Origin of the sequence: Flavobacterium ginsengisoli, assembly GCF_029625315.1 — a bacterium.
GTDB lineage: Bacteria > Bacteroidota > Bacteroidia > Flavobacteriales > Flavobacteriaceae > Flavobacterium > Flavobacterium ginsengisoli.
In genome coordinates this window covers 1,879,656-1,901,134 of record NZ_CP121110.1, presented here as the reverse complement: position 1 = coordinate 1,901,134, position 21,479 = coordinate 1,879,656, and the positions used below count along the sequence as shown (strand labels likewise).

Genomic DNA, 21,479 nt, shown 5'->3' with positions numbered 1-21,479 from the left:
TAACGCTTGGATTTTTTGCGAAGGTATTAATTCACTAAGTTTTTCCCTAAGATCAGAAAAAAAACTTAGTAGCTTAGAATCTTAGCAACTTAAAAAAAAACTATTCATAATGCAATGCTTCTATTGGATCTAATTTTGACGCTTTTAATGCAGGATAATAACCAAAGAAAATACCTGTGATAGCACAAACTAAAAATGAAAGTATTACAGAAGATTCGGAAATTAGAGTAGGCCATTGTAGAAAGTATTGTATCAATTCTGACGCTATAATTCCTAAAACTATTCCAATTAATCCTCCAGTTAAGCTGATTAAAATTGCTTCCACTAAAAATTGTAATAAAATATCTCTTCCGTTTGCACCAATAGACATACGCAAACCGATTTCTTTGGTTCGTTCTGTAACCGAAACATACATAATATTCATAATGCCTATTCCTCCAATCAAGAGCGAAATTCCCGATATTGCAGTTAACAATACTGTTAGTAGTTGACTTGTTGAACTAAAAGTGTTGATTAATTCCGCTTGTGTTCGTACAGAGAAATCATCGTCGTCATTGGCTTTTAATCGATGTGCTGTGCGCATAATTTGCTCGATTTCATCTGTTGCCAATTGTGTTTGACTTTCGTCTGTTGTTGATGCATAAATATTTTGGAGATAAATAGAGTTTGTTATTCTTTTTTGTACTGTGGTATAAGGCGCAATAATAATATCGTCTTGATCCTGCCCAAATGCATTTTCTCCTTTTGATTGTAAAACTCCAATAATTCGAAACGGAATTTTATTAAACCGAATGATTTGCCCAATAGGATTTACTCCATACGGAAATATATTGTCTACAACGGTTTGTCCAATTAAGCAGACTTTATTTGCGGTATGAATATCAGATTCTCTAAAAATAATTCCTTCCTTAAGTGGCCAGTCTCTAATTTTAAGATAATCAACACTCACGCCTTGCATACTCGTTGGCCAGTTTAGCGCACCATTAATTGCCTGACCTTTGCTGGAAACTGCAGGAGAAATTGCATTTAAATGTTTTGACTCTTTTTTAAGTGCTTCAACATCACTAAGTGTCAAGGTCTGAACGCTCGAAATATCTAAACGTGCTCCTGCCGATACATTGCTATTTGGTCTAATGGTAATCATATTAGATCCCATACTAGACAACTGATCCTGAATGCTTTTTTTGATCCCTGACCAATTGCAACCATTGCAATTACAGAGCCAACACCAATAATAATTCCGAGCATGGTTAATAATGCACGAAGTTTATTGCGTCGAAGCGCTTTTAAGGCGATTAGAAAAAGATTAGCTATTTTCATATTTATAATCTTCGTCTACATGAAAATCGGCTAGCATTTGTACGGCCGATTTTATGTTTTGGTTATTAAAGTCTTTCGTTATCCTTCCGTCGCGAAGTGTTACAGTTCTACTGCTAAAGGCCGCGATATCGGGTTCATGAGTTACAAAAATTATCGTTTTTCCTTTCGAATTCAATTCTTGAATTAGCGCCATGATTTCGTATGAAGTTCTGGTGTCGAGGTTTCCTGTAGCTTCATCTGCAAGTATCATCACTGGGTCATTTACTAGAGCTCTGGCAATGGCAACACGCTGCTGTTGTCCGCCCGAAAGCTGATTTGGAAAGTGATCTAATCGATCAGCTAACTTTACAGCTTCTAAAGCATTTATAGCTCTTTCTCGCCTTTCTTTTGCAGAGACTTTAGAATTATATAATAATGGCAATTCAACATTCTCTATTGCCGAAGTGCGTGCTAAAAGATTATAGGACTGAAAAATAAAACCAATTTTAGTGTTTCGTAAAGCCGCCAGTTCAGTTTTGGATAATGATTTGACATTGACTCCATCGAGTATATAATTCCCGTCTGATGGTTTGTCCAAACATCCCAAAATATTAAGCATAGTTGTTTTTCCAGAACCACTGCTTCCCATAATGGTAATAAATTCACCTTCCATGACATCAAAAGAAACGCCTTTTAAAGCTCTTACGGTTTCAGATCCCATGGTGAATTCTCTTTTAAGGTCTTGTATTTCAAGAATCTTTTTTTTCATTACAATTGCTTTTGTGTGGTTTGTTGCTATTGTCTTCTTCCTCCGCCGCCGCCTCGTTTTGGCATAAACGGACTTGATTCTGTTGATTTAGCGCCTTTAGTTTGTTTTAATGCATTTACTCCCGTAATGATTTCATCTTGAGCTGTTAATCCTCTAATGACTTGAACATTAATATCATCATCTAATCCTATTCGTATATGTTTTGGAATTATCGAATCGCCTACTTTTTTCCATACAATTGCTTTTTTATGGTCAATAGTGTCGAGAGTTTTATTATTTAATCCTGAATTACCACCATATTTATTTCCATTTTTGCCTTTGTGTTCGCCTTTGTGATTTCGTAAAGACAGTTTCCTTATTTTAAACTGTTTTTCTAATGTAGAATCAGGCTGGAAAGCAATGGCTTTTGCTGGAATAAGCAAGGTGTTTTTTACTTCATTGGTATAAATAATAATATTAGCTGTCATTCCAGGTTTTAATTTTAAATCATCATTTGGAGCATTGATAATGGTAGTATACGTAACAACATTTGACGAAATAGTGGGTTCCAAACGTATTTCGATTACAGTTCCTTTAAAGACATCATCGGGAAAAGCATCTACGGTAAAAGTGGCATTTTCTCCCACTTTTACATTGCCGACATCGGCTTCATCGACAGATGCCCGAACCTGCATTTTGCTTAGATCTTTAGCAATGCTAAATAAGGTAGGCGTATTAAGACTCGCCGCAACGGTTTGCCCTTCGCTTACTTTTCTAGATAAAACAGTTCCATCAATAGGTGAATAAATATTGGTGTACGAAAGGTTCTTTTCTGCAGAACGCAATTGCGCTGCGACACTGTTTACATTGTCTTTCGCAACGTCATAAAGGTTTTTTGCGGTTTCATAATCAGCCCTACTAATTCCACCTGCTTTATACAATTCATTTTGTCTGTTGAAATTGGATTGCTGGTAACCAAGGTTGTTTTTTGATAATTGCAAATTAGCAAGCAATTTGCTGTACCTGGGCTAGAAAAAGAGACTGGTCTATTTGCGCCAACAGCTGTCCTTTCTTTACAACTGAATTAAAATCAACAAATACTTTTTGGATGGTTCCCGAAACTTGCGTTCCTACTGCAACGGTATCTACAGGCTGTATTTTTCCAGTTGCGGTTACACTTGTTGCGATATCTCCGTAATGCGGTTTTTCTGTAATCAGTTCTACTTTATTACCATCTTTATGAAAAATAAAATATGCTATAGATCCTACGAGTAAAACTCCAATGATGATGAGAATTGCTAATTTACTTTTTTTCATTTTGCTCTTTTTATAGTTTGATTGGATCACCTTTATAGAAATCGTATATTTTTAAGCTTACAACAGAATTGTATTTTGCCTGAATGAAATTTTGAAATGCCTGAACATATAAATTTTTTTCGAGCAAATAATCTACAGTGCTAATGCCTCCTAATCGCAATTGTTCGTTTGCAATTCGATAATTTTCGGTATTGGCATCAAGTTGTTCCTGTGTCTGCTGTATATTGAGATTGTGCATTGAGTACATTAATATAAGCCTGTTCTACTTTTTGCGATAATACTGTTTCTGTATTGGTAACATTAAGTTTGGACTGATCGATAGCAATTTTTGATTTTTCGATTCCTGTTTTCGCTATTCGGTTATTGAATATTGGAACTGTTAAAGAAAGCCCCAAACGCTGATAAAAGTTGTTGTCTATTTGAGTCGGATATGGTGTTTTTTGATTGTCTGAATACCCTGAAGCCAAAGTTCCGCTTGCACTAAGTGTAGGCAGAAAACTAGCTTTAGATTTTTGTAATTGCAGATCGGCGACTTCTTTTTCTATCAAACTGCTTTTTACTTCTGGTCTTTGTTCTAAGGCTATTTTTTGAGCTTCTTCAAGGTTAACTACGGGTAGGGTAGCGTCCAGAACTTCTGGTTTTTTGATGTTTAACTCATATCCTGACGGAAGCTCGCAATAATTGCTTTAGGGTTAAAACATTTTGACGTTCGGTATTTTGCGAGGTAATCAGATTAAAATTATCTGTTGCCAATTGTGCTTTTAGTAAAACATAATCTTTCTTAGCAATACTTCCTGCATTGTATTTTAATTCTCCTAGTTTCAGTTGCGCTTTCGAAGTTTCGAGAATCTCGTTTAGGTACACACTGTTTTCCTTTGCTAACAAAATGGTTAGATAAGCTTGTGTAATTTGAATGGTAATATCATTTTCGGCAGACTTCGGCATTAAATTGCGCAGATTTGATATAGAGATCTTTCTGTTTTATGTCATTATTTAAATAACCACCATTATACAGCACCATAGATGACCCTAATGAGTAATTGCCCGCAAAACTTGATTGGGACTGAAAACCTCCTACTACTAAATCAGCATTTTTTGCATTATTAAAAGTTTGCGAAGCATTTCCTAAAAGATTAGGAAACTTTGCGACTTTCGACAATAGTAAATCCTGTTCTGTCGATTTAGTAGTGAGCCGTAAGGTATTAATTTGAATGTTTCTGTCGCTTTGCATAAGCAATACATTGTTCAAGATTCCATACTTCAGGCAATTGGTTTTGTTCAGTTGTTTGTGCTGTAATCTGCACGCACTGAAAAATCAAAATTACCTTTAAAGTATTTATCATAAATGACCTCATACTTGAATTTAATTTAAATTAAAAAAAATAAATTATAACCTGAGACTTAAGATAATAAAATGCTTTAAGCGTATTAAGAATTTGATTTAAAGGTGGGATTGGGTTTGTTATCCATAATATTGGTAGCTAAAACGAATAACCATATCAAATATAGCAATTATTTTAACACTTTAAACGAGCTATATCCCATTTTAATCTTAAATAAATTGAAAAGAAAACTTAATGTTTTTATCGAATGAGGAATGCAATTTTCGATATTTTTTTAGATGTTTTGCAGGTTGAAGATCTTTCAGAAAAAAAATCAAAAATCAATTTTTCAATTTCAAATATAAAAAGTACTTTTGCGCATGCAACACAACGTACTTATTTTAGATTTCGGGTCGCAATATACTCAGCTTATTGCGCGTAGAGTTCGCGAATTAAATATATTCTGCGAAATTTTTCCTTACAATCACATTCCAAGTGATTTATCAAGTTATAAAGCCGTAATTTTAGGAGGAAGTCCTTTCTCTGTTAGAGGAGAAGATGCACCGCATCCTGATTTATCGCAAATTAGAGGTAAAATGCCTTTACTTGCTGTTTGTTACGGAGCACAATATTTAGCACACTTTAGTGGTGGAGAAGTTGTCGCTTCAAACACAAGAGAATACGGTAGAGCAAACTTGTCTTATATTAAAGAAGGCGAAACTTTCTTTGAAGGAGTTTCAGAAAATAGCCAAGTTTGGATGAGCCATAGCGATAGTATCAAAGCGCTTCCAACAAATGCTGTAAAGCTTGCAAGCACACATGATGTAGAATTTGCGACTTACAAAATTGAAGGCGAAACTACTTATGCAATTCAATACCATCCAGAGGTTTACCATTCAACAGATGGAAAGAAAATGCTGGAAAACTTCTTAGTTAAAATTGCTGAAGTTCCTCAAAACTTTACTCCAAATGCTTTCGTTGACGAAATGGTAGCAGAATTAAAAGAGAAATTAGGAAACGACAAAGTAGTTCTTGGTTTATCTGGAGGAGTAGATTCTACTGTAGCGAGCAGTTTTATTAAACAAAGCAATCGGACAAAATTTATATTGCATCTTCGTTAATAACGGTTTACTTCGTAAAAACGAATTCCAAAATGTATTAGATCAATACAAAGGAATGGGATTGAACGTAAAAGGTGTAGATGCTGGAGATCGTTTCCTTGGCGAATTAGCTGGAATTAGTGATCCAGAAACAAAACGTAAAACAATCGGTCGTGTATTTATCGAAGTTTTTGATGATGAATCACACTTATTAGAAGACGTAAAATGGTTAGCACAAGGAACTATTTACCCAGACGTTATCGAGTCTGTTTCGGTAAAAGGACCATCTGCAACTATTAAATCTCACCACAACGTTGGTGGATTGCCAGATTATATGAAATTAAAAATTGTAGAACCGCTTAGAATGCTTTTCAAAGACGAAGTGAGAAGAGTAGGAGCTACATTAGGAATAGATCCTGAATTATTAGGAAGACACCCTTTCCCAGGACCAGGATTATCAATTAGAATTTTAGGAGATATTACTCCAGAGAAAGTACAGATTTTACAAGATGTAGATTCTGTATTTATCGAAGGATTAAAATCTTGGGGATTATACGATAAAGTTTGGCAGGCTGGAGCAATTTTGCTTCCTGTAAACAGTGTTGGTGTTATGGGTGATGAGCGTACTTACGAAAAAGTAGTAGCGCTTAGAGCTGTAGAATCGACAGACGGTATGACTGCTGACTGGGTTCATTTACCTTACGATTTCTTGATGAAAGTGTCAAATGATATCATCAATAAAGTAAAAGGCGTGAATCGTGTAGTTTACGATATTAGTTCAAAACCACCTGCAACAATTGAGTGGGAATAGTAGCATAATTTAAAATTAAGGTCTTACATTTGTAAGGCCTTAATTTTTTATAACCTACTATTTATGAGAGAACTTTTAACAATTTCTCTTGTGTTTATTTTGTCTTTTAACAAAATAACTGCGCAAGATTCAATTATCGAGCACAAGATTCAAAAAGGTGAAACCGCTTATTTTATTGCCCAAAAGTATAAGGTTTCTATCGAGGAGATTTACAAACTCAACCCCGAATCACAAAACGGAATCAAAGACAATCAGGTTTTAAAGATTCCAATTCACCACTCAGAAAACACAACTTCAAAGCGAGCAAACCCATATTGTTGCACCGAAAGAAACATTGTTTGGTTTGTCAAAACAATATCATGTTTCAGTTGAAGCACTTCAGAATGCTAATCAGGAAATTTTGGCAGGCGGACTTCAAATCGGTCAAGAGTTAATAATTCCTCAAAATTCAGATAGTGCGACCAAATCTGAAGTTGCGGTTTCTTCAAAAAGTACACATCAAGTTGTAGCCAAAGAATCTTTATTTAGCATTGCAAGACAATACAATGTTTCGGTTGAGGATTTAGAAAACCTAAATAAGGATATTTTAATTAACGGATTGCAAATTGGACAGACCATTTCAATTCCAAACAAAAGAAAAACGTTAGACGGAAGAGTTCGTGTCATCAATCAGGAAACGGTTTTCCATGTCGTTGAACCAAAAGAAACCAAATTTTCGATTGCAAAGAAATACGGAATTTCAATTGATCAATTAGAATCTCAAAATCCAGAAATTGTAAACGGATTAATTGTCGGGAACAAATTAGCCATTAATACCGCGAGCAATTAAACCAGTAAATGAAAGCGAAGAGTTAATGCTCGCTTTGGCTGAAAAACAGGTTGTGGTTGAAAAAACAAAAGCGAAAACAGTAGAAATTGAAGATTTGAAAGACCGTTTGGTTGTTCAGAAAGAAATGAATCAGAAAATTATAAAAATTAATGATTTGAAAGTAAACCTGAATGATATGAATGGTTCTAAAGAAAACTCGGTTGAAAAATTGCGTTTGGTTTTAGAAGCCAATAAAAATGTACAGGATATTTTAATGGCAAAATTAGATTCGCTTGTTGTTGCTATGAACAACGATTTGAAAGAATTGAAGCGAATGGATATTTTGAATGTTGAAGAATCTAAAAGATTAGAAAAACAATCTTCTGAAGGCATCAGTAAAACAAATGAATTATCGTCTCAGCTGAAAAAAGAATTGGCTGAAAATAGAAAAGTTTATGCTGGTTTGATGAATAAAGTAGAAAAAATTGCAGTTGAGGAAAATCAGGAGTATAAGAAGAAAATCCGCGAAAGCGAAAAAAATAATAATACAACATCTCTGCAGCAGCGTTTATCTTTAGAAGAAATAAAAAAATATAAAATAGAGCAGGAGCAGGGAGATAAGCAAAATCAGCTTTTGATTGCAAAAATAGATTCTTTGGATACTCAGAAAAAAATTGAAGTAAAAAGACATATCAGCAAAGCCTCTTATTATAGTATGGAAGCGAGAAAATTTGATGATAAACTGGCTTTGGTGAAATTAAAGAAATACCAAGACGAAGCGGTTAAAAAACAGAAGAAAAATAATACCGCTGAAAATTCAAAAATAATTTCATTAGAAGAAATGAAACAGGAATTGAAAGACAATCCTTTAAGAACTGACAAAACTGTAAAAGTAGAAGTTTATGATAATCTTAGAGAAGTTTCAAACGGGTATTACTTAGTTTTAGGTATATTTACAGACGCAGTTGACCGCGATAAGCTCATAATGAAACTCATTGATTCTGGCGAATTTAACGCTAGTTTCTTTTTCAATATCAATAGTCTTTCGTACTATGTTTATGCCGATAAGTTCGAAAACATGGAAGAAGTGCTTTATAAATGCAAGAAAAAAGAAGAAGATGAGTTATATAAAGAAATCATTATTGCTAAAGTAGAAATCGATTTGAGGTAATTTTTACAGCAATAAACAAACGGCGTGAATTTTGCTTTTAGTAAAATTGTAACTTATTTTAGAATTAGAAATTAAATTGTTTTAAGCCTTATTATGAAATATTATTTAACAGTATTGTCTCTTGTATTTTTTATAACTTCAAGCGCATTTTCGCAAGAAAAAGTGGTTAAGTATAAAGTGTCAAGCGGTGAGACAATTAATCAGATTGCACAAAAATTTAAGGTAACACCTTACGATATTTACCAGCTCAATCCAGATGCTAGAACAGGATTGGTGCCAAACTCTGTGCTGTTGATTCCAACAAAAACAGGGGAAGCAAAAAAAGAAGTTTCTGAAACTAAAACTCCTACAGCTTCAGGAAAAGAAATAATCCATGAAGTGCAACCTAAAGAAACCTTTTACAGCATTGAGCATAAGTACGGAATTTCAGATGAAGCTTTAAAAGCGGCAAATCCATTTTTAGAAAAAACGGGTGTTCAAATCGGACAAAAATTGGTTATTCCTGCAAAAGGCTCTACGCCAAAAACAGCAGAAAAACCAGTTAAAGAAAAAGGTGCTGAAAAATATGTATATCACGATGTACAGCCAAAAGAAACAAAATTTGGTATTGCAAAACAGTACAATATAACTGTTGATGAATTGGAAAAAAGAAATCCAGATATTGTTAATAGCTTGCCAGTTGGCTACAGATTAACCATAAAAGGAACAGCTCCTAAAACAGAATCTACTCCTGCAGAACCTGCAAAAGCTGTAGAAAGTAAAAAGTCTGCTGAGACTTCTAAAAAAGCAGTTACTTACATGGAATATCAAGTAAAGCCAAAAGAAACTTTTTATAGTTTGGGAAGGGTTTTTCATTTAACACAAGATGAATTAGTAGCCTTAAATCCGTCACTTTCTGAAGGTGTAAAAGAAGGAATGGTTTTGAAAGTTCCTGCTGGATATATTGCTCCAGTTCCAATTGTTGCGGCTCAAGTACCGGATAAACCAGCTGATTCTTCAGTGTACAAACCGGTTGAAAATACGGGAGGAGGAATTAAAATTGTTGATAAAGTAAAATCGACTGAAAATGAAAACGTAGAAATTGTAGAATTGACCAAAAAGAAAGGGCTTAATGAGCGTAAAAAAGTAGTTCTATTGCTTCCGTTTAATTTGGCTAAAGTTCAAAGTGATACTTCTGGAACAGCGAACAGAATTAAAAACGATAAGTTCTTAAACATGACTCTAGATTTTTATGCTGGAGCTATGATGGCGATTGATTCTGCAAAAACATTGAAACTTCCAATTGATGTTGCTATTTACGATTCGCAAGAAACTAAAACAACTTCTAATGTTGTAGGCTTAACTCCGAAATTGCAAGATGCAGATGCTGTAATTGGGCCATTTTACCAAAGTAATGCAGAAACGACAGCAAACATGTTGCGTTCATACGATGTTCCGGTAATTTCGCCTTTATCAAAAGATAGCGCCAATCCGATTGACAATTTGTATCAAACAATACCTTCAAATGACGTGATCAGAAATTCTATTTTTGATTATATGCGTTCTAAAAACGGTAATATTGTTGCGGTAGTAGATAAGAAAAAAGAATCGGTTATTAATTACATCAAACAAAACCAAAAAGGAGTTGCATTTGCTTCTTTAACAGAAACTGGTGGTTTGGATGTAGCTAATTTAAAAAGCTTATTGATTCCTAATCGATTGAATTATGTGGTAATGGAAACAGGTAATACTGCAATGGTTAAAGCCACTATAAAAGCTTTACTTGATTCTCAGAAAACATGCCAAGTTCAATTGGTAATTTTGGAACCAAACAGCACATTAGATACAGACGAAATTAGTTTTGATAATTTGGTAAAATTGAAATTAATGTATCCTTCTGTAACTCGTGAAAGTGATGAACAACCCGTTTTAATTTATGAAAAGCAGTATCGTCTAAAAAACAAAGCAAATCCGACAACTTATGCAACAAGAGGATTTGACGTTACATTTGACACGATGATGCGTTTGTCTCAAGGAAAAACATTCCAAGAAACTGCTGATATGATGACGACTCAGCAAGTAGATAATAAATTTCAATATTATAGAAAAGAAGATGGCGGACACGCTAATAAAGGCGTTTACATCTTATATTATGATAGTGACTTAACTTTAAAAGTAGCAAATTAATGACATCAAAAGTAACCTATTTAGGAGATTTAAGAACAAGTTCAATTCACGTGCAATCAGGAAGCGAAATCATTTCTGACGCACCATTAGATAATAACGGAAAAGGAGAAGCATTTTCTCCAACAGATACTGTAGCGAACGCATTAGCAAGTTGCATGATGACAATTATGGGAATCAAAGCTCGTGATTTAGAAGTTGATTTTGTTGGATCTACAGCAGAAGTAACTAAAATTATGAATGCAGAACCTAGAAGAATTGGAGCAATCGAAATTGTATTTCAAATGAAAAGCAACGCTGACGAAAAAAGTAAAACTATTTTAGAACGTGCTTGCAATGACTTGCCCAGTATTTTTAAGTTTAAGCAGTGAAATCGAAAAGAAAATTACCTTCAACTGGAAGTAAAAAAGAGCCATTAGGCTCGATCCATATTGTAGGGCTGGATTTTAATCCAGTTTAAAAGAAATAGAAAGGAAAAAGAACCATCTGTTCGATCCATTTTATAAAATTATAATATGAATCATTCCTACGGAACTCCTGAATTGTGATATATCATTTTTTCAACGGATTGAAATCCGTTGCTACAACATAAATAGTTCCTAAGGAATTTATAAATTAATAGAAAAGGGTGCTCTTAACAAAGAGCACCCTTTTCTGCAATAACTAACCACCAAAATATTTATTACTCTGAAAACTCTAATTTTTTCAATTTATTCCAGCCTCCGCGGGTAAAATCCGGGATTTCTACAGGAGCAGAACCGTTATCAAGCGAGATTTCTGTTAAAGGACCTAAACAAGACCATTCGGCTAAATCGTAAACGTCCATGTCTAGCGGAAGTCCTTTTTGAAGGCAGTGAATTAAACGATAATCCATAATAAAATCCATTCCGCCGTGACCGCCTACTTTTTTGGCTTGTTCTTCAATTCCTTTAGCAATTGGGTGTTTGTATTTTTCCATTAATGCTTTTTTTACTTCTTCAGGAACAAAAGAATGAGCACTTAATTTTTCGTGATTTGGTTTTACATCATCACCTAATTCTTTTCCATCCAAAGCATAACCTTCCAATGGATATTTGTTAGCAAAACCTTTTGTACCACTTAACTGATACATTCTGCTGTAGGGACGAGGAGACGTCACATCGTGCTGAATTTGGATTGTTTTTCCGTTTTCGGTACGAATCATCGTCATGGTATGATCACCATTTCTAAAATCTTTAATTTCTTGTCCTGATTTTTCTTTAATGTAAGCAGGATTTCCTACGGCTTTTGTATCCATAGAAACCAAGAAATTCATTTTGTCACCACGGTGAATATTTAGTGCCTGACACGCAGGCCCCATACCGTGTGTCGCATAAACATCACCGCGGTGTTTGATGTTGTAGTCCATTCTCCAGTTGTTCCAGTATTCTCCCCAAAATGGCTGTAAACCATGAATATAAGAACCTTCAGCATGTAGAATTTCGCCAAAAACACCTTGTTGTGCCATGTTTAATGTTGTTAATTCAAAGAAATCATAAACGCAGTTTTCCAATTGCATACAATGTTTTCTCGTTTTTTCAGAAGTGTCGATCAGTTCCCAAATTTCTTTCATGGTCAAAGCGCCAGGAACTTCTATTGCAACATGTTTTCCGTCTTTCATAGCCTGAACTCCAATTAGAGCGTGATGTTTCCAGTCTGTAGCAACGTATACTAAATCTACGTTTGGCAAGACCGTTACTTTTCTCCAAGCATTTTCGTCACCGTAGAATTCTTGTGCTTTTGGAAAACCAGCTTTCGTTAAAATCTCATTCGACTTTGCAGTATTTTCTTGAGTCATGTCGCACAACGCTACAATTTCTACACCCGGAATATGTGTCATACGTTCTACCGCGCCAGGCCCACGCATTCCAAGTCCGATGAAAGCAACACGAACGGTTGGAATTGGATCTGCGGCCATTCTCAATACATCTTGCTGTCCTTTTGCACGTGCAGGAGTTTTAGTCTTAATCATTTGCGCGGATGCAATTGTCCATCCGAACAAAAGAAAAAGGATTGTTATAGGTTTTAAGAAGCTAATTTTCATGAGTGATTATTGTTAGATAATTTTTTAAAATAACCTCTCTAATGAACCAAATTAGAGAGGTTTTCAAAAACAAAACAGATTCTAAGAATTCCTATAATTATTTTTGACTACTAAATCTTTTCATTAATGGCGTTACATGTTTTTTGGTATCGTCATCTAATGAAGCCAATGCTTTATCTGCTTCGGCTGGTGCATATTTTGTTAATCCTGTTAATCCCGCAGCAATTACGTTGTATGATTGTTCTTTAATGCTTTCGTCCATCAATGCTTTATAAGAAGCATCGCCTGTAGAAGCTAATTTTACAATAGCATTTGCTCTTGCGATTGTTTTTTTGTCGTTTTTAGCAATATCAAGAAGCATTTTTAAAACTTGATCTTTGTTTTGTTTTTCATTTAAATCAATTGCTTTGATACTCAATACTCTTAAGTCTTCTTGAGGATCTTTTAAGCCTTCTAGTAAAATAAGCTGTGACTCCTGACTTCTGTCTTTTGAAGCAAATTTTATAGCTTCAATTCGGTTATAATACGATGGCGCATTTTTATACTGAAAAAGATAATCAGCGACCGTTTTTTTATCGACATTCACTTCTCCAACTAAGATTTTATCTGGATCTAAGTCGATAAATTCAGGTTTTGAAGGAAGATCAAAACTGAAACTTTGTTGTCTTTTATCAATTAAAATATCCTTTCTGATTTTAGTTCCGTTTACGTAAAAATCAACTTTTAAAGGCAGTGTAAAGGTTTGCACCGAACTATCTTGAGATTGACTTACTGTAATGGTAACTTTTCCATTTGCATATTTGTAAGTTACATCCAGAATCGGACTTCCAGCATTGTAATACCATTGTTCAAAATAAGGCAGCCAGTCTTTTCCAGTCACTTCTTCCATAGACAAACGCAGTTGGTGTGGTTCTCCAGATTTATATGCATTTGTTGTTAAATAATGATTTAGTCCTTTAAAAAAGGCTTCATCACCCATTTGATTTTTCATGGCATATAAAATAATTGAACCTTTAGAATAGCTGATATTATCAAACATATCATCTGCGTTTCTGTAATGAAAACGTGCTAAAATAGGGCTGTCACCATTTTTTTGAGAACGTAAATAATTCTGCAATTTTTCATAACGTGATCTGTCTTCACCATCTTGTCCAGCATCATGACCATGCCATAAAACTTCTCCAAAAGTGGCAAACGATTCATTCATGGTTAAGTTCGACCACGATTCAGCCGTTACATAATCTCCAAACCATTGGTGGAAAAGCTCGTGAGCAATGGTGCTTTCTTGATTATCATCTAATAATTCTCGTTCTGTTTTTTGTACATATTCGCCATGAACGGTTGCAGAAGTATTTTCCATAGCACCTCCAAAATAGTCTTTCACTACAATTTGCGAATACTTTGCCCAAGGATATTCTACGCCAAGCATTTTGCTGTAAAAATTCATCATATCTGGCGTTTTATAAAAAATCTGTTTGGCATATGGCGCATATTTCGGCTCTAAATAATAGCTGACTTCTTTACCGTTATATGAATCTTTATAGATTTTAAAATCACCAACGGCCATCATAAACAAATAAGGTGCATTTGGCTGTTCCATTTTCCAGATATCCGTTCTTGTCCCGTCTTTATTTACTTTTTGCGAGGTTAATTTACCGTTTGAAAGCGTAGTATATTTTGCCTCAACAGTCATCGCAAGTTCAGAAGTTGTTTTCTGATTTGGTTTGTCGATTGTTGGGAACCAACAAGAAGAAGCTTCTGTTTCGCCTTGCGTCCAAATTTGCGTTGGTTTGTCACCTTTCCCATCAGGATTAATAAAATATAATCCGTTTGAGTTGGTAATCGATTCGCCAGCTTTGCTTTTCAGTTCTGCTGGTTTTGCGGTGTAATTGATAAAAATTGTGTACTTTTCTGTGCTTTTATATTTTCTGTTTAAAGCGATTGAAAGTTCTTCGTTATCGTATTTGTATTGCAACGGAATACTTTTTTTTCCGTCAATAATAGCAATTTCTTTAAAATCCATTCCTTTTGCATCCAACTTAAGCGAATCAGTTTCGTAGAAATGAGGTTTTAAAGTAATCCATTCTTTTCCATACAAATAACGTTTTCCGTAATCGAAAGAAACTTCCAATTTAGTATGAATTAAATCGTGTGTTTTTAAAGGAGTAGCGCGGTAAATGGATAATTCATCAACCTTTTCTGCTTTGTTTTGTGCCTCAATTTTTGGACTCATCAAAACGACAAGACCCAAAAAAGTATATTTTAAAAAATGGTTTTTCATTTTATTGTTTTTGAAAGTTCTTTACAATTTTTCGATAATTCTGACTTCGCCGTCTTTTTCATCTTCACTCAAAATATTCGATGGTTTTTTGGTGTAAGACAATAAAGTCCAGTGCACTATTTTATTTGTCGGATATAAATCTGCCTGAGTTTTAATCCATTTTTCGGCCTCTTGTGAAGAAGACGTTTTTTCTATCGCCCAAGCCGAAACAAGATTGTTTGCCGGAAGGAAGTTCATAACCGTATTATCTACTACAGGACGGAAAGCGACGATTTTATCTAAAGATTTAGAAGCCATTTCTTTGTTTCCTAAATTGCTATAACATTGATAATCCAGCCAGTTTTCTAATCTTTCGTCTATGTTTTCGTCATACGGTTTTCCAACGCCTAAATTTTCTGGAAATAGTTTGGCATCTGCAATAAATTGTAATGCTTTTTTGTACTGTTTGTTTTTGATTTCTGCTAAAGCTTGCATCAATTTAGCTTCGTGATACAATTGTCTTCCTGCTGTTGCGCCTTCAAATGGAAGGATTTGCAATTTGGTTAAGAACGAATCGGCTTCGCGGTATTTTTTATTTAGCAATAAAGTTTTAGCGTAAAGCATTCCAATCAAATAATTGTCTTGATGTTTTTTATAGAAAGATTCAGCCGTTGTAAGCGCTTTATCAAATTGTTTTTGAGCGATGTAATGTTCTGCAAGCATTTTATGGTATCTCCAGCCTTGCGGATCCAATTTTATTGCCTGCTGAAGACTTGCCAATACTATTGAAGCATCGTCTTTGAATAAAGAAGCTTTTGCGCCATAAAAAGCAGGATCGATTGGTTTTGAACCGCATTCTGAAAACAATCTTTTAGCTTCTGAGATGCTGTTACGATTCCATTCAATTAAACCTAAATGATATTTTAATTGGTATTGATCATTTGTTTTAATTAATGATTTCAAGATTTCAGCGGTTTCATTTCTAAAAGGAAAACTAGTTCCAGGTTTGATTTTGCTTACATCAACAGGTTTGTTTTCTAAAAAGGCTTTCCAATAGATAATTTCAGCACTTGGTTCTGCAATAGAAAACACTTTTAAAGCTTCTTCTTTTCGGCTTAAATTATTATACCAGATTCCTAATTCAAGGAAAGTTTGTTCTGGCATTTCGTTTTGAATGGCAAGCAACAAAAGCATTTTTTGAATCGTTTGAATTGTTCAAAAGGTATTTTTCAAAATCAGCAAAATGATTCAGCGGATCCAGTTTTGTAATGGTTTTTAAAACTGAATTTGCTTTATCGGAATTATTCTGAAGACGATATAAAACCGCTAAAACCTGTAAACCTTCTATGTTGTATTGATTGAATATCAAGCTTTTTTCAGCATATTCAATCGCTTTTGAAAGATCGTTTTCGGCCAAATAAATTTTGCTTAAAGCGGTATAAGCTGGACTGCGGAATTCGACACTTGCGGCAGCAATATCAAAACCATCTTTTGCATCGGTATTATTTCCTAAATGGAAATTAGCCAAAGCATAAAAATAATTACCCACAGGGCCATAAGTGTCTATCGATAAAGCTTTGCTTGCCGAATTTACAGCAGCTTTGTAATCTAATTTTCTGATTTGTAAAGAAGCCAATGCAGAAAGAGCAGGAGCGTAGTTAGCATCTAATTTTAAACAGGCATTTAATTTTTCTTCGGCAAGTACATAATCTTTAAAACTGATGTAATTTTTACCCTGCAAATACAATCCATAAACCGAATTATGATCAAAATCTTTAGGTATTTCTACAGGACGATTGATGTTTCCGTCTTGTGGAGCAGAATTCCATACCAATTTATTGCCTCCCAAAACAAATTTCAATTTATTAGAATCAACTTTTACCTGAATTGAATCTTTGAAAGTTTGCAATGTATTTAAAGCAATATCTTTAGAATACACTTTTTTTTCGTTTTCAAAAATTTCAATTTTTTCATTTAATTTTTGAAGCGGAGAAAAATAGATTTTCAGCCAGCCGTTTTCGTTTTTAATATTGACAGAACCGTAATTATTAGCTTTTACAAAACCTTTCGTCTGCTTTACAGGAAACCAATATTCAGTCCAAGTATCGGTTTGATAAGGCGCAAATGAGCGCTGTTTGAAAGGCGTCAGATTACTGCCTTCACTCGCTTGATTGAACAATCTTCCGCTTTGTACTTCTACGTATTGCCCGTCAGTATCGGTTAATAATTTTTCCCAAATCATTCCTTGCTGAGACAATCCCCAAATCCAGATTTTTTTGCCCGGTTTATCGTCGTGATTGCCGTATCTTCCCATTCCGAAATCTTCGTCATGATAATATCCGCCAAAGAAATCATCGTATTTTCCGAATACATGGTACGATTTGTAACCGCCAAAATTGTTGTTTTTGTAGAAAGATAAATCTTTGCCGTTTTCTTTGTCAATTGGCCATGGATGGTAATCTCCGTTATGACCAATATAAGTCTGTCCTGGATAAATAAACTGTAGATTTTCGGTCGCTTTAATTCCCGTATTCATCCAAGTATAATAAGGCTGTTCGAATTCGGTTGTATTAGACCAAAACGAATTTGTGGTAAAATACGCTTTATCTTTTGGCAGATTGATATCTAATTTCCAAGAAGTTCTTGTCAATAAATCTAAAACCCCAATCACACAGCTAATGCTTCCGTCTTCTCTGTTTATGATTTTGTAATCGACAGGAGTGGCGCAGTTTGGCGTGTGGCCGATAATTCCGTAATTGCCTTCAACACCGCCGCTTGTCCACGGTCCGCGCATAGCAATGTCTCTGAATTTTACAACATGATTATTGTAAACTATGTCTTTTCCTGTAGATTTTTCTATAGCAGACCAAACTTTTCCACCAATTTCTGGCAAAATCATCAGTTTAATATAATCGTTTTCAATTTCTATTACTTTCCATTCTTTTTGAACGGGTTTATCAGTAAAACCGTCAAAACGGAAATACGGATAAAACTTGGTATCTGGTTTCGGAATCGGATCAGGATCTGAGAATGGATATGTCGTAAATACTTTTTTGTATTCTTTTATAGTGGGTTTGTTTTGTGCTGTGACAAAAAGGCTTCCAAGGAGTAAAAAGGATAGTAATGGTCTAAATTTCATGGTGGAGAGCTAGTTTTTTGTGGTTGTTTTTTTTTGCCACAGATTACACAGATTAAAAGGATTTTTTTTTAATCTGTGTTAATCTGTGAAATCTGTGGCATTAAATTTTTAGTTACATAGTTTTCCGCATTTTTGTCATTTCGACGAAGGAGAAATCTTCGTAAGTAGCTCCGCAACGAAAAACCAATCTTTGTAGAGTTTCTTGTGGAGATTTCTCCTTCGTCGAAATGACAAGCAAGACGAGGTAATTGATGTTGCGTTTAATTACTTAACAATCAATAACCATCCTTTTCCTTTAGGAACAGTTATTTCGTCTTTTGTTGTGAACGTTTTTGCAGGTTGGAAATTGGTAACTTCTGGAGCCGTAATAGTTGCTTTTGCAGGATTGATTCCTAGTTTTTTCCAGTCAATATTCAATTTCACATTTACATCAGCATCTGCCCAACTTGCGATTGAAATTAAAGCCGTTCCATTCTTTTTATAAACCGTTGCTAGAACTTTGTCGTTGTTTGTTTTTACAGGACAGTTTTCGCTCCAATATCCGATCATTTCAGAACCTTTAATTCCGAAAGAATCCCAAACTTTCCAGATGTTTCTTGGGTCTGCACCGTCGCTCCAAGGCAATCTGTTCGTCATTCCGTAAACCATTCCTCTCCACGGATTTCCACCATCTTGAAGCATTTCTCCCATTAATCCAAACGGAATTCCGCTTACTTCAGTTAAGAAAAAGTCAGGTTGATTTTTCTCATAATCAAAATATTCTCCAAACCATAATTTATTGATGTACGGGAAGTGCTCCATGTATAAGTTGGCACTGTTATTAAATCCGTCGCTTTTATTGTATTGATTCGCACTATGTAAATCGATAATTCCCGGATGCCCATCTTTAGTCAAAACTCTTTTGATACGTTTCATCGTGATTCTGTCGAAAGCAACGTCGTCAAGATAAATTCCGTCAATACCAACATTTTGAGTCAGCCAATTCATTCCTTCCACATAATAATTATGCCAACGGTTCATGCCACTATTTACAATCGCAAGCATCTTTAATTTCAGGAACAAACCAAGCAGCGATATAATCGTCACCAACATGTTCTTGCAACCAAGAGAATCCGCCACCTTTTCCTGGAGAATAGATTTCGTGACCTAAACTTCTAAGAGCGAAAGTCTCATAAGCCTTGTTAGAAACCTCTCTAACTGTGTTGTAGATTTTTACTTTTAATCCTTTTTCGTGCGCTTCATCGATATATGATTTCATCTTTTTAAATTCGATAAAAGGATAATTGATATATGGATTGATTGCATTTGCGTGGTGAATATTAATTACTGTTGCACCAGTTTTAGCTATTGAATCAATTGGGCTGTATTTGTGGTAAAATTTTGTATCCCATTGAAAATCTGTATTGATCGTATGGAAAGGCGTAATCAATAAGTTGAAGTTGTAATACAAAACATCGCCTTTTTTCATTGTTCTAGCACCGCTGTACGCATTTACTAGAACCGATTTTTGGTTTGGCGTGATGGTAATACCGCCCTTATTTTCGTTACCCCATGAAGTAGGCGACAATAAAGGTTTTTGTAAATAGAAATTAGTATTTAAAGGGCGGCTATATTTTTCATCTCTCAAAGAAAACTGCAATCCAGAATTTACAGCACCAATCCAAGCTCCGTCTTGATTTTTATGCGCTACATCCCATTTCCAATCGAAAGTTGCAGGACGATCACCACCTTTTTGACCTAATCCCATCATGTATTTTGCAGATGTTGGCTGCATTGGCATTTGGAAATTAATGTCGTTAAAGGTAACGTCTTCAAGAGCTGTAACTTTCACGATATAATGTACGAAACCATCAAATTCAACTGAAGCGTTCACATCCATTTGAACCGATTTTGAGGTAGAAGTACTTTCCCAAGAAACTGTTCCAGCTTCTTTTTTAGTGAATTTTACACCGTTGTTTTTCCATTGTACTTCTTTTCCTGATGCGTCAATAAAATGAAAATCAATTGGTGAGCTTAAAACGTCATTTGCTTTTGCTGTTACAGAAGTCATTTCTGGAGTAAAGAAAGTCTGAATTTGCGCAGGGAATCCGTTTGGAGCTAAAATTAATTTTCTTCCTAATAAAGCAATTTCAGAATTGTTTACTGTTAATGGAGTATAAGGAGCAATAACCGTATTTTCTTGCGCTAAAGTTGAGTTTAACCATTTTAGACGTGTCATTTTTTCTGGACTGTCAATGCCTCCGTTTTTCGTTACTTGGTTAGAAACCGTAATTTGTAGATTGATTTCTTTTGACTTTCCATCAGCAATAACAGTTGCTTTTCCGTTATACGTTCCAGCAGCAGCTGTTTGCGGAACATCGATACCGCACCACATTGCTTGAATTTTTCCTTTTGAAACAGAAACCGTATTGGTGAAAGGATTACCGTCATATTTCGTTCCGTCAGTGTTGATACAGCTGATATCTTTCGCTTCGATTGTTGCGCCAGTTGTACTTACTAAATTGGTAAAAGTTACTTTTATGTTTTTTAAATCTTCAAGAGCATAAACGCCTAATTGAAAAGCTAAATATTCACCTTTCATTGCCGTATCAGAAAAGCTGTTTTGAACGCCTTTTTGAATCCATCTTTGTGGCAAATCTGATTTTAATTTGATCGAATGTTCTCTGTCTTCCGGAAAAACTAAGAAAGAATTTCCGCTGTTTTTTGCCACAAGAGCCGAAGTTTCAGCAGCTGTCGCAATTACTTCCATTGGGTAAAAACTATTGAAAGCATTTACGCTCTGAATTTCTGTTACAGCCGCATTGTCTTTTAAGTTTGCCTTTATATTAGAAAGCCATTTTGCATCGGCTTTGTCTTCAGGTTTCTGATAAATTCCTTTTGGATAATTAGCAGTTCCTTCATCAACATAAGGCATATAATAAACGTAGTAAGTTCCTTTTCCCGAAATAGGTTCAAAGAAAATAGTTCCGTTTTCTCTATTGATATTTTCGGTTTTTATGTTCTGAATATCTTTTCCAGATGCATCTTGAACAATAATCTTTTTAAGTTCTGGATTCGTGTCTCTTCTTCGCCATTCGATCGTTGTTTTAGCAACATTTCCTGAACCAGAAAAAGCAACTACAGCACGGTGATTCCCTAATTGATTCGGATTCCAGCTGTCATTTCCGTCTGAATATTTAATTTGTGCAGTTAGAGGAATACTGATCGTGATAAAACACATTATCAATATTCTTCTTAAAAGCGTTGTGTTGTTTAGGTTTAGTTTCATTGTATTGTATA

General features: G+C 34.9%; 17 protein-coding genes and 3 pseudogenes. 6 read left to right on the top strand and 14 right to left on the bottom strand.

Annotated features, from left to right (window positions below):
• Positions 1-100: 100 nt before the first annotated feature.
• From P5P87_RS08840 to P5P87_RS08805, 8 genes and pseudogenes are all read right to left on the bottom strand, one after another.
• Positions 101-1,320, bottom strand: a pseudogene (locus P5P87_RS08840) (ABC transporter permease).
• Positions 1,307-2,068: an ABC transporter ATP-binding protein gene (locus P5P87_RS08835; protein WP_177210289.1), complete on the bottom strand. Its 762-nt coding sequence runs from the start codon at positions 2,066-2,068 to the stop codon at positions 1,307-1,309. The pseudogene P5P87_RS08840 and the gene P5P87_RS08835 overlap by 14 nt, the downstream one beginning before the upstream one ends.
• A gap of 26 nt (positions 2,069-2,094) precedes the next feature.
• The gene (locus P5P87_RS08830) at positions 2,095-3,060 is read right to left on the bottom strand and encodes an efflux RND transporter periplasmic adaptor subunit (protein ID WP_278022280.1); all 966 of its coding nucleotides are present in this window, start codon (positions 3,058-3,060) and stop codon (positions 2,095-2,097) included.
• Complete coding sequence (locus tag P5P87_RS08825) at positions 3,050-3,364, bottom strand: biotin/lipoyl-binding protein (RefSeq protein WP_278022279.1); 315 nt, start codon at positions 3,362-3,364, stop codon at positions 3,050-3,052. Before P5P87_RS08825 ends, P5P87_RS08830 begins: the two co-directional genes overlap by 11 nt.
• Before the next feature lie 10 nt (positions 3,365-3,374).
• Positions 3,375-3,602 carry a TolC family protein gene (locus P5P87_RS08820; protein WP_278022278.1) on the bottom strand — a complete coding sequence of 76 codons (228 nt, stop codon included), beginning with the start codon at positions 3,600-3,602 and terminating at the stop codon, positions 3,375-3,377.
• On the bottom strand, positions 3,562-3,912 hold the full coding sequence (locus P5P87_RS08815; protein WP_278022277.1) for a TolC family protein: 351 nt from the start codon (positions 3,910-3,912) through the stop codon (positions 3,562-3,564). Before P5P87_RS08815 ends, P5P87_RS08820 begins: the two co-directional genes overlap by 41 nt.
• 106 nt (positions 3,913-4,018) lie before the next feature.
• Entirely contained in the window at positions 4,019-4,309 is a 291-nt protein-coding gene (locus P5P87_RS08810) for a TolC family protein (RefSeq protein ID WP_278022276.1), read from the bottom strand.
• Positions 4,287-4,595 (bottom strand): TolC family protein, encoded by a 309-nt coding sequence (locus P5P87_RS08805; protein ID WP_278022275.1) that lies wholly within the window; start codon positions 4,593-4,595, stop codon positions 4,287-4,289. Before P5P87_RS08805 ends, P5P87_RS08810 begins: the two co-directional genes overlap by 23 nt.
• Before the next feature lie 471 nt (positions 4,596-5,066).
• Between P5P87_RS08805 and guaA the strand changes: the two are divergent.
• The 6 genes and pseudogenes from guaA (at position 5,067) to P5P87_RS08775 (ending at position 11,144) form a co-directional block, all read left to right on the top strand.
• Positions 5,067-6,597: pseudogene (guaA, locus tag P5P87_RS08800) on the top strand (glutamine-hydrolyzing GMP synthase).
• A 63-nt stretch (positions 6,598-6,660) separates the two neighbouring features.
• A complete protein-coding gene (locus P5P87_RS08795; RefSeq protein ID WP_278022274.1) occupies positions 6,661-6,969 on the top strand; it encodes a LysM peptidoglycan-binding domain-containing protein in 309 nt (102 codons plus the stop codon).
• Complete coding sequence (locus tag P5P87_RS08790) at positions 6,941-7,426, top strand: lytic transglycosylase (RefSeq protein WP_278022273.1); 486 nt, start codon at positions 6,941-6,943, stop codon at positions 7,424-7,426. The genes P5P87_RS08795 and P5P87_RS08790 overlap by 29 nt, the downstream gene beginning before the upstream one ends.
• Before the next feature lie 25 nt (positions 7,427-7,451).
• Complete coding sequence (locus tag P5P87_RS08785; protein ID WP_278022272.1) at positions 7,452-8,576, top strand: ATP-binding protein; 1,125 nt, start codon at positions 7,452-7,454, stop codon at positions 8,574-8,576.
• Positions 8,577-8,669: 93 nt separating this feature from the next.
• Positions 8,670-10,742: a PBP1 and LysM peptidoglycan-binding domain-containing protein gene (locus tag P5P87_RS08780; RefSeq protein WP_278022271.1), complete on the top strand. Its 2,073-nt coding sequence runs from the start codon at positions 8,670-8,672 to the stop codon at positions 10,740-10,742.
• Positions 10,742-11,144 (top strand): annotated as a pseudogene (locus P5P87_RS08775) (OsmC family protein). Before P5P87_RS08780 ends, P5P87_RS08775 begins: the two are co-directional and overlap by 1 nt.
• A 277-nt stretch (positions 11,145-11,421) precedes the next feature.
• Here P5P87_RS08775 and P5P87_RS08770 read toward each other — a convergent pair.
• From P5P87_RS08770 to P5P87_RS08745, 6 genes are all read right to left on the bottom strand, one after another.
• Positions 11,422-12,801, bottom strand: coding sequence for a Gfo/Idh/MocA family protein (locus P5P87_RS08770; protein ID WP_278022270.1), 1,380 nt, complete (start codon positions 12,799-12,801; stop codon positions 11,422-11,424).
• 97 nt (positions 12,802-12,898) lie between these two features.
• Positions 12,899-15,082: a M1 family metallopeptidase gene (locus P5P87_RS08765; RefSeq protein ID WP_278022269.1), complete on the bottom strand. Its 2,184-nt coding sequence runs from the start codon at positions 15,080-15,082 to the stop codon at positions 12,899-12,901.
• Between the two features lie 21 nt (positions 15,083-15,103).
• The gene (locus P5P87_RS08760) at positions 15,104-16,246 is read right to left on the bottom strand and encodes a hypothetical protein (protein WP_278022268.1); all 1,143 of its coding nucleotides are present in this window, start codon (positions 16,244-16,246) and stop codon (positions 15,104-15,106) included.
• Entirely contained in the window at positions 16,203-18,200 is a 1,998-nt protein-coding gene (locus tag P5P87_RS08755; RefSeq protein WP_278022267.1) for a DUF5107 domain-containing protein, read from the bottom strand. The genes P5P87_RS08760 and P5P87_RS08755 overlap by 44 nt, the downstream gene beginning before the upstream one ends.
• 264 nt (positions 18,201-18,464) lie before the next feature.
• Positions 18,465-19,244: a glycoside hydrolase domain-containing protein gene (locus tag P5P87_RS08750; protein WP_278022266.1), complete on the bottom strand. Its 780-nt coding sequence runs from the start codon at positions 19,242-19,244 to the stop codon at positions 18,465-18,467.
• Complete coding sequence (locus P5P87_RS08745) at positions 19,225-21,468, bottom strand: glycoside hydrolase domain-containing protein (RefSeq protein ID WP_278022265.1); 2,244 nt, start codon at positions 21,466-21,468, stop codon at positions 19,225-19,227. Before P5P87_RS08745 ends, P5P87_RS08750 begins: the two co-directional genes overlap by 20 nt.
• Positions 21,469-21,479 lie beyond the last annotated feature (11 nt).

Coding starts and splice junctions, on each gene's coding strand:
- P5P87_RS08835 (WP_177210289.1), bottom strand. CDS start 2,068: ATGAAAAAAAAGATTCTTGAAATACAAGACCTTAAAAGAGAATTCACC.
- P5P87_RS08825 (WP_278022279.1), bottom strand. CDS start 3,364: ATGAAAAAAAGTAAATTAGCAATTCTCATCATCATTGGAGTTTTACTC.
- P5P87_RS08820 (WP_278022278.1), bottom strand. CDS start 3,602: ATGCACAATCTCAATATACAGCAGACACAGGAACAACTTGATGCCAAT.
- P5P87_RS08810 (WP_278022276.1), bottom strand. CDS start 4,309: ATGCCGAAGTCTGCCGAAAATGATATTACCATTCAAATTACACAAGCT.
- P5P87_RS08805 (WP_278022275.1), bottom strand. CDS start 4,595: ATGCAAAGCGACAGAAACATTCAAATTAATACCTTACGGCTCACTACT.
- P5P87_RS08795 (WP_278022274.1), top strand. CDS start 6,661: ATGAGAGAACTTTTAACAATTTCTCTTGTGTTTATTTTGTCTTTTAAC.
- P5P87_RS08785 (WP_278022272.1), top strand. CDS start 7,452: ATGCTCGCTTTGGCTGAAAAACAGGTTGTGGTTGAAAAAACAAAAGCG.
- P5P87_RS08780 (WP_278022271.1), top strand. CDS start 8,670: ATGAAATATTATTTAACAGTATTGTCTCTTGTATTTTTTATAACTTCA.
- P5P87_RS08770 (WP_278022270.1), bottom strand. CDS start 12,801: ATGAAAATTAGCTTCTTAAAACCTATAACAATCCTTTTTCTTTTGTTC.
- P5P87_RS08765 (WP_278022269.1), bottom strand. CDS start 15,082: ATGAAAAACCATTTTTTAAAATATACTTTTTTGGGTCTTGTCGTTTTG.
- P5P87_RS08755 (WP_278022267.1), bottom strand. CDS start 18,200: ATGAAATTTAGACCATTACTATCCTTTTTACTCCTTGGAAGCCTTTTT.
- P5P87_RS08750 (WP_278022266.1), bottom strand. CDS start 19,244: ATGCTTGCGATTGTAAATAGTGGCATGAACCGTTGGCATAATTATTAT.
- P5P87_RS08745 (WP_278022265.1), bottom strand. CDS start 21,468: ATGAAACTAAACCTAAACAACACAACGCTTTTAAGAAGAATATTGATA.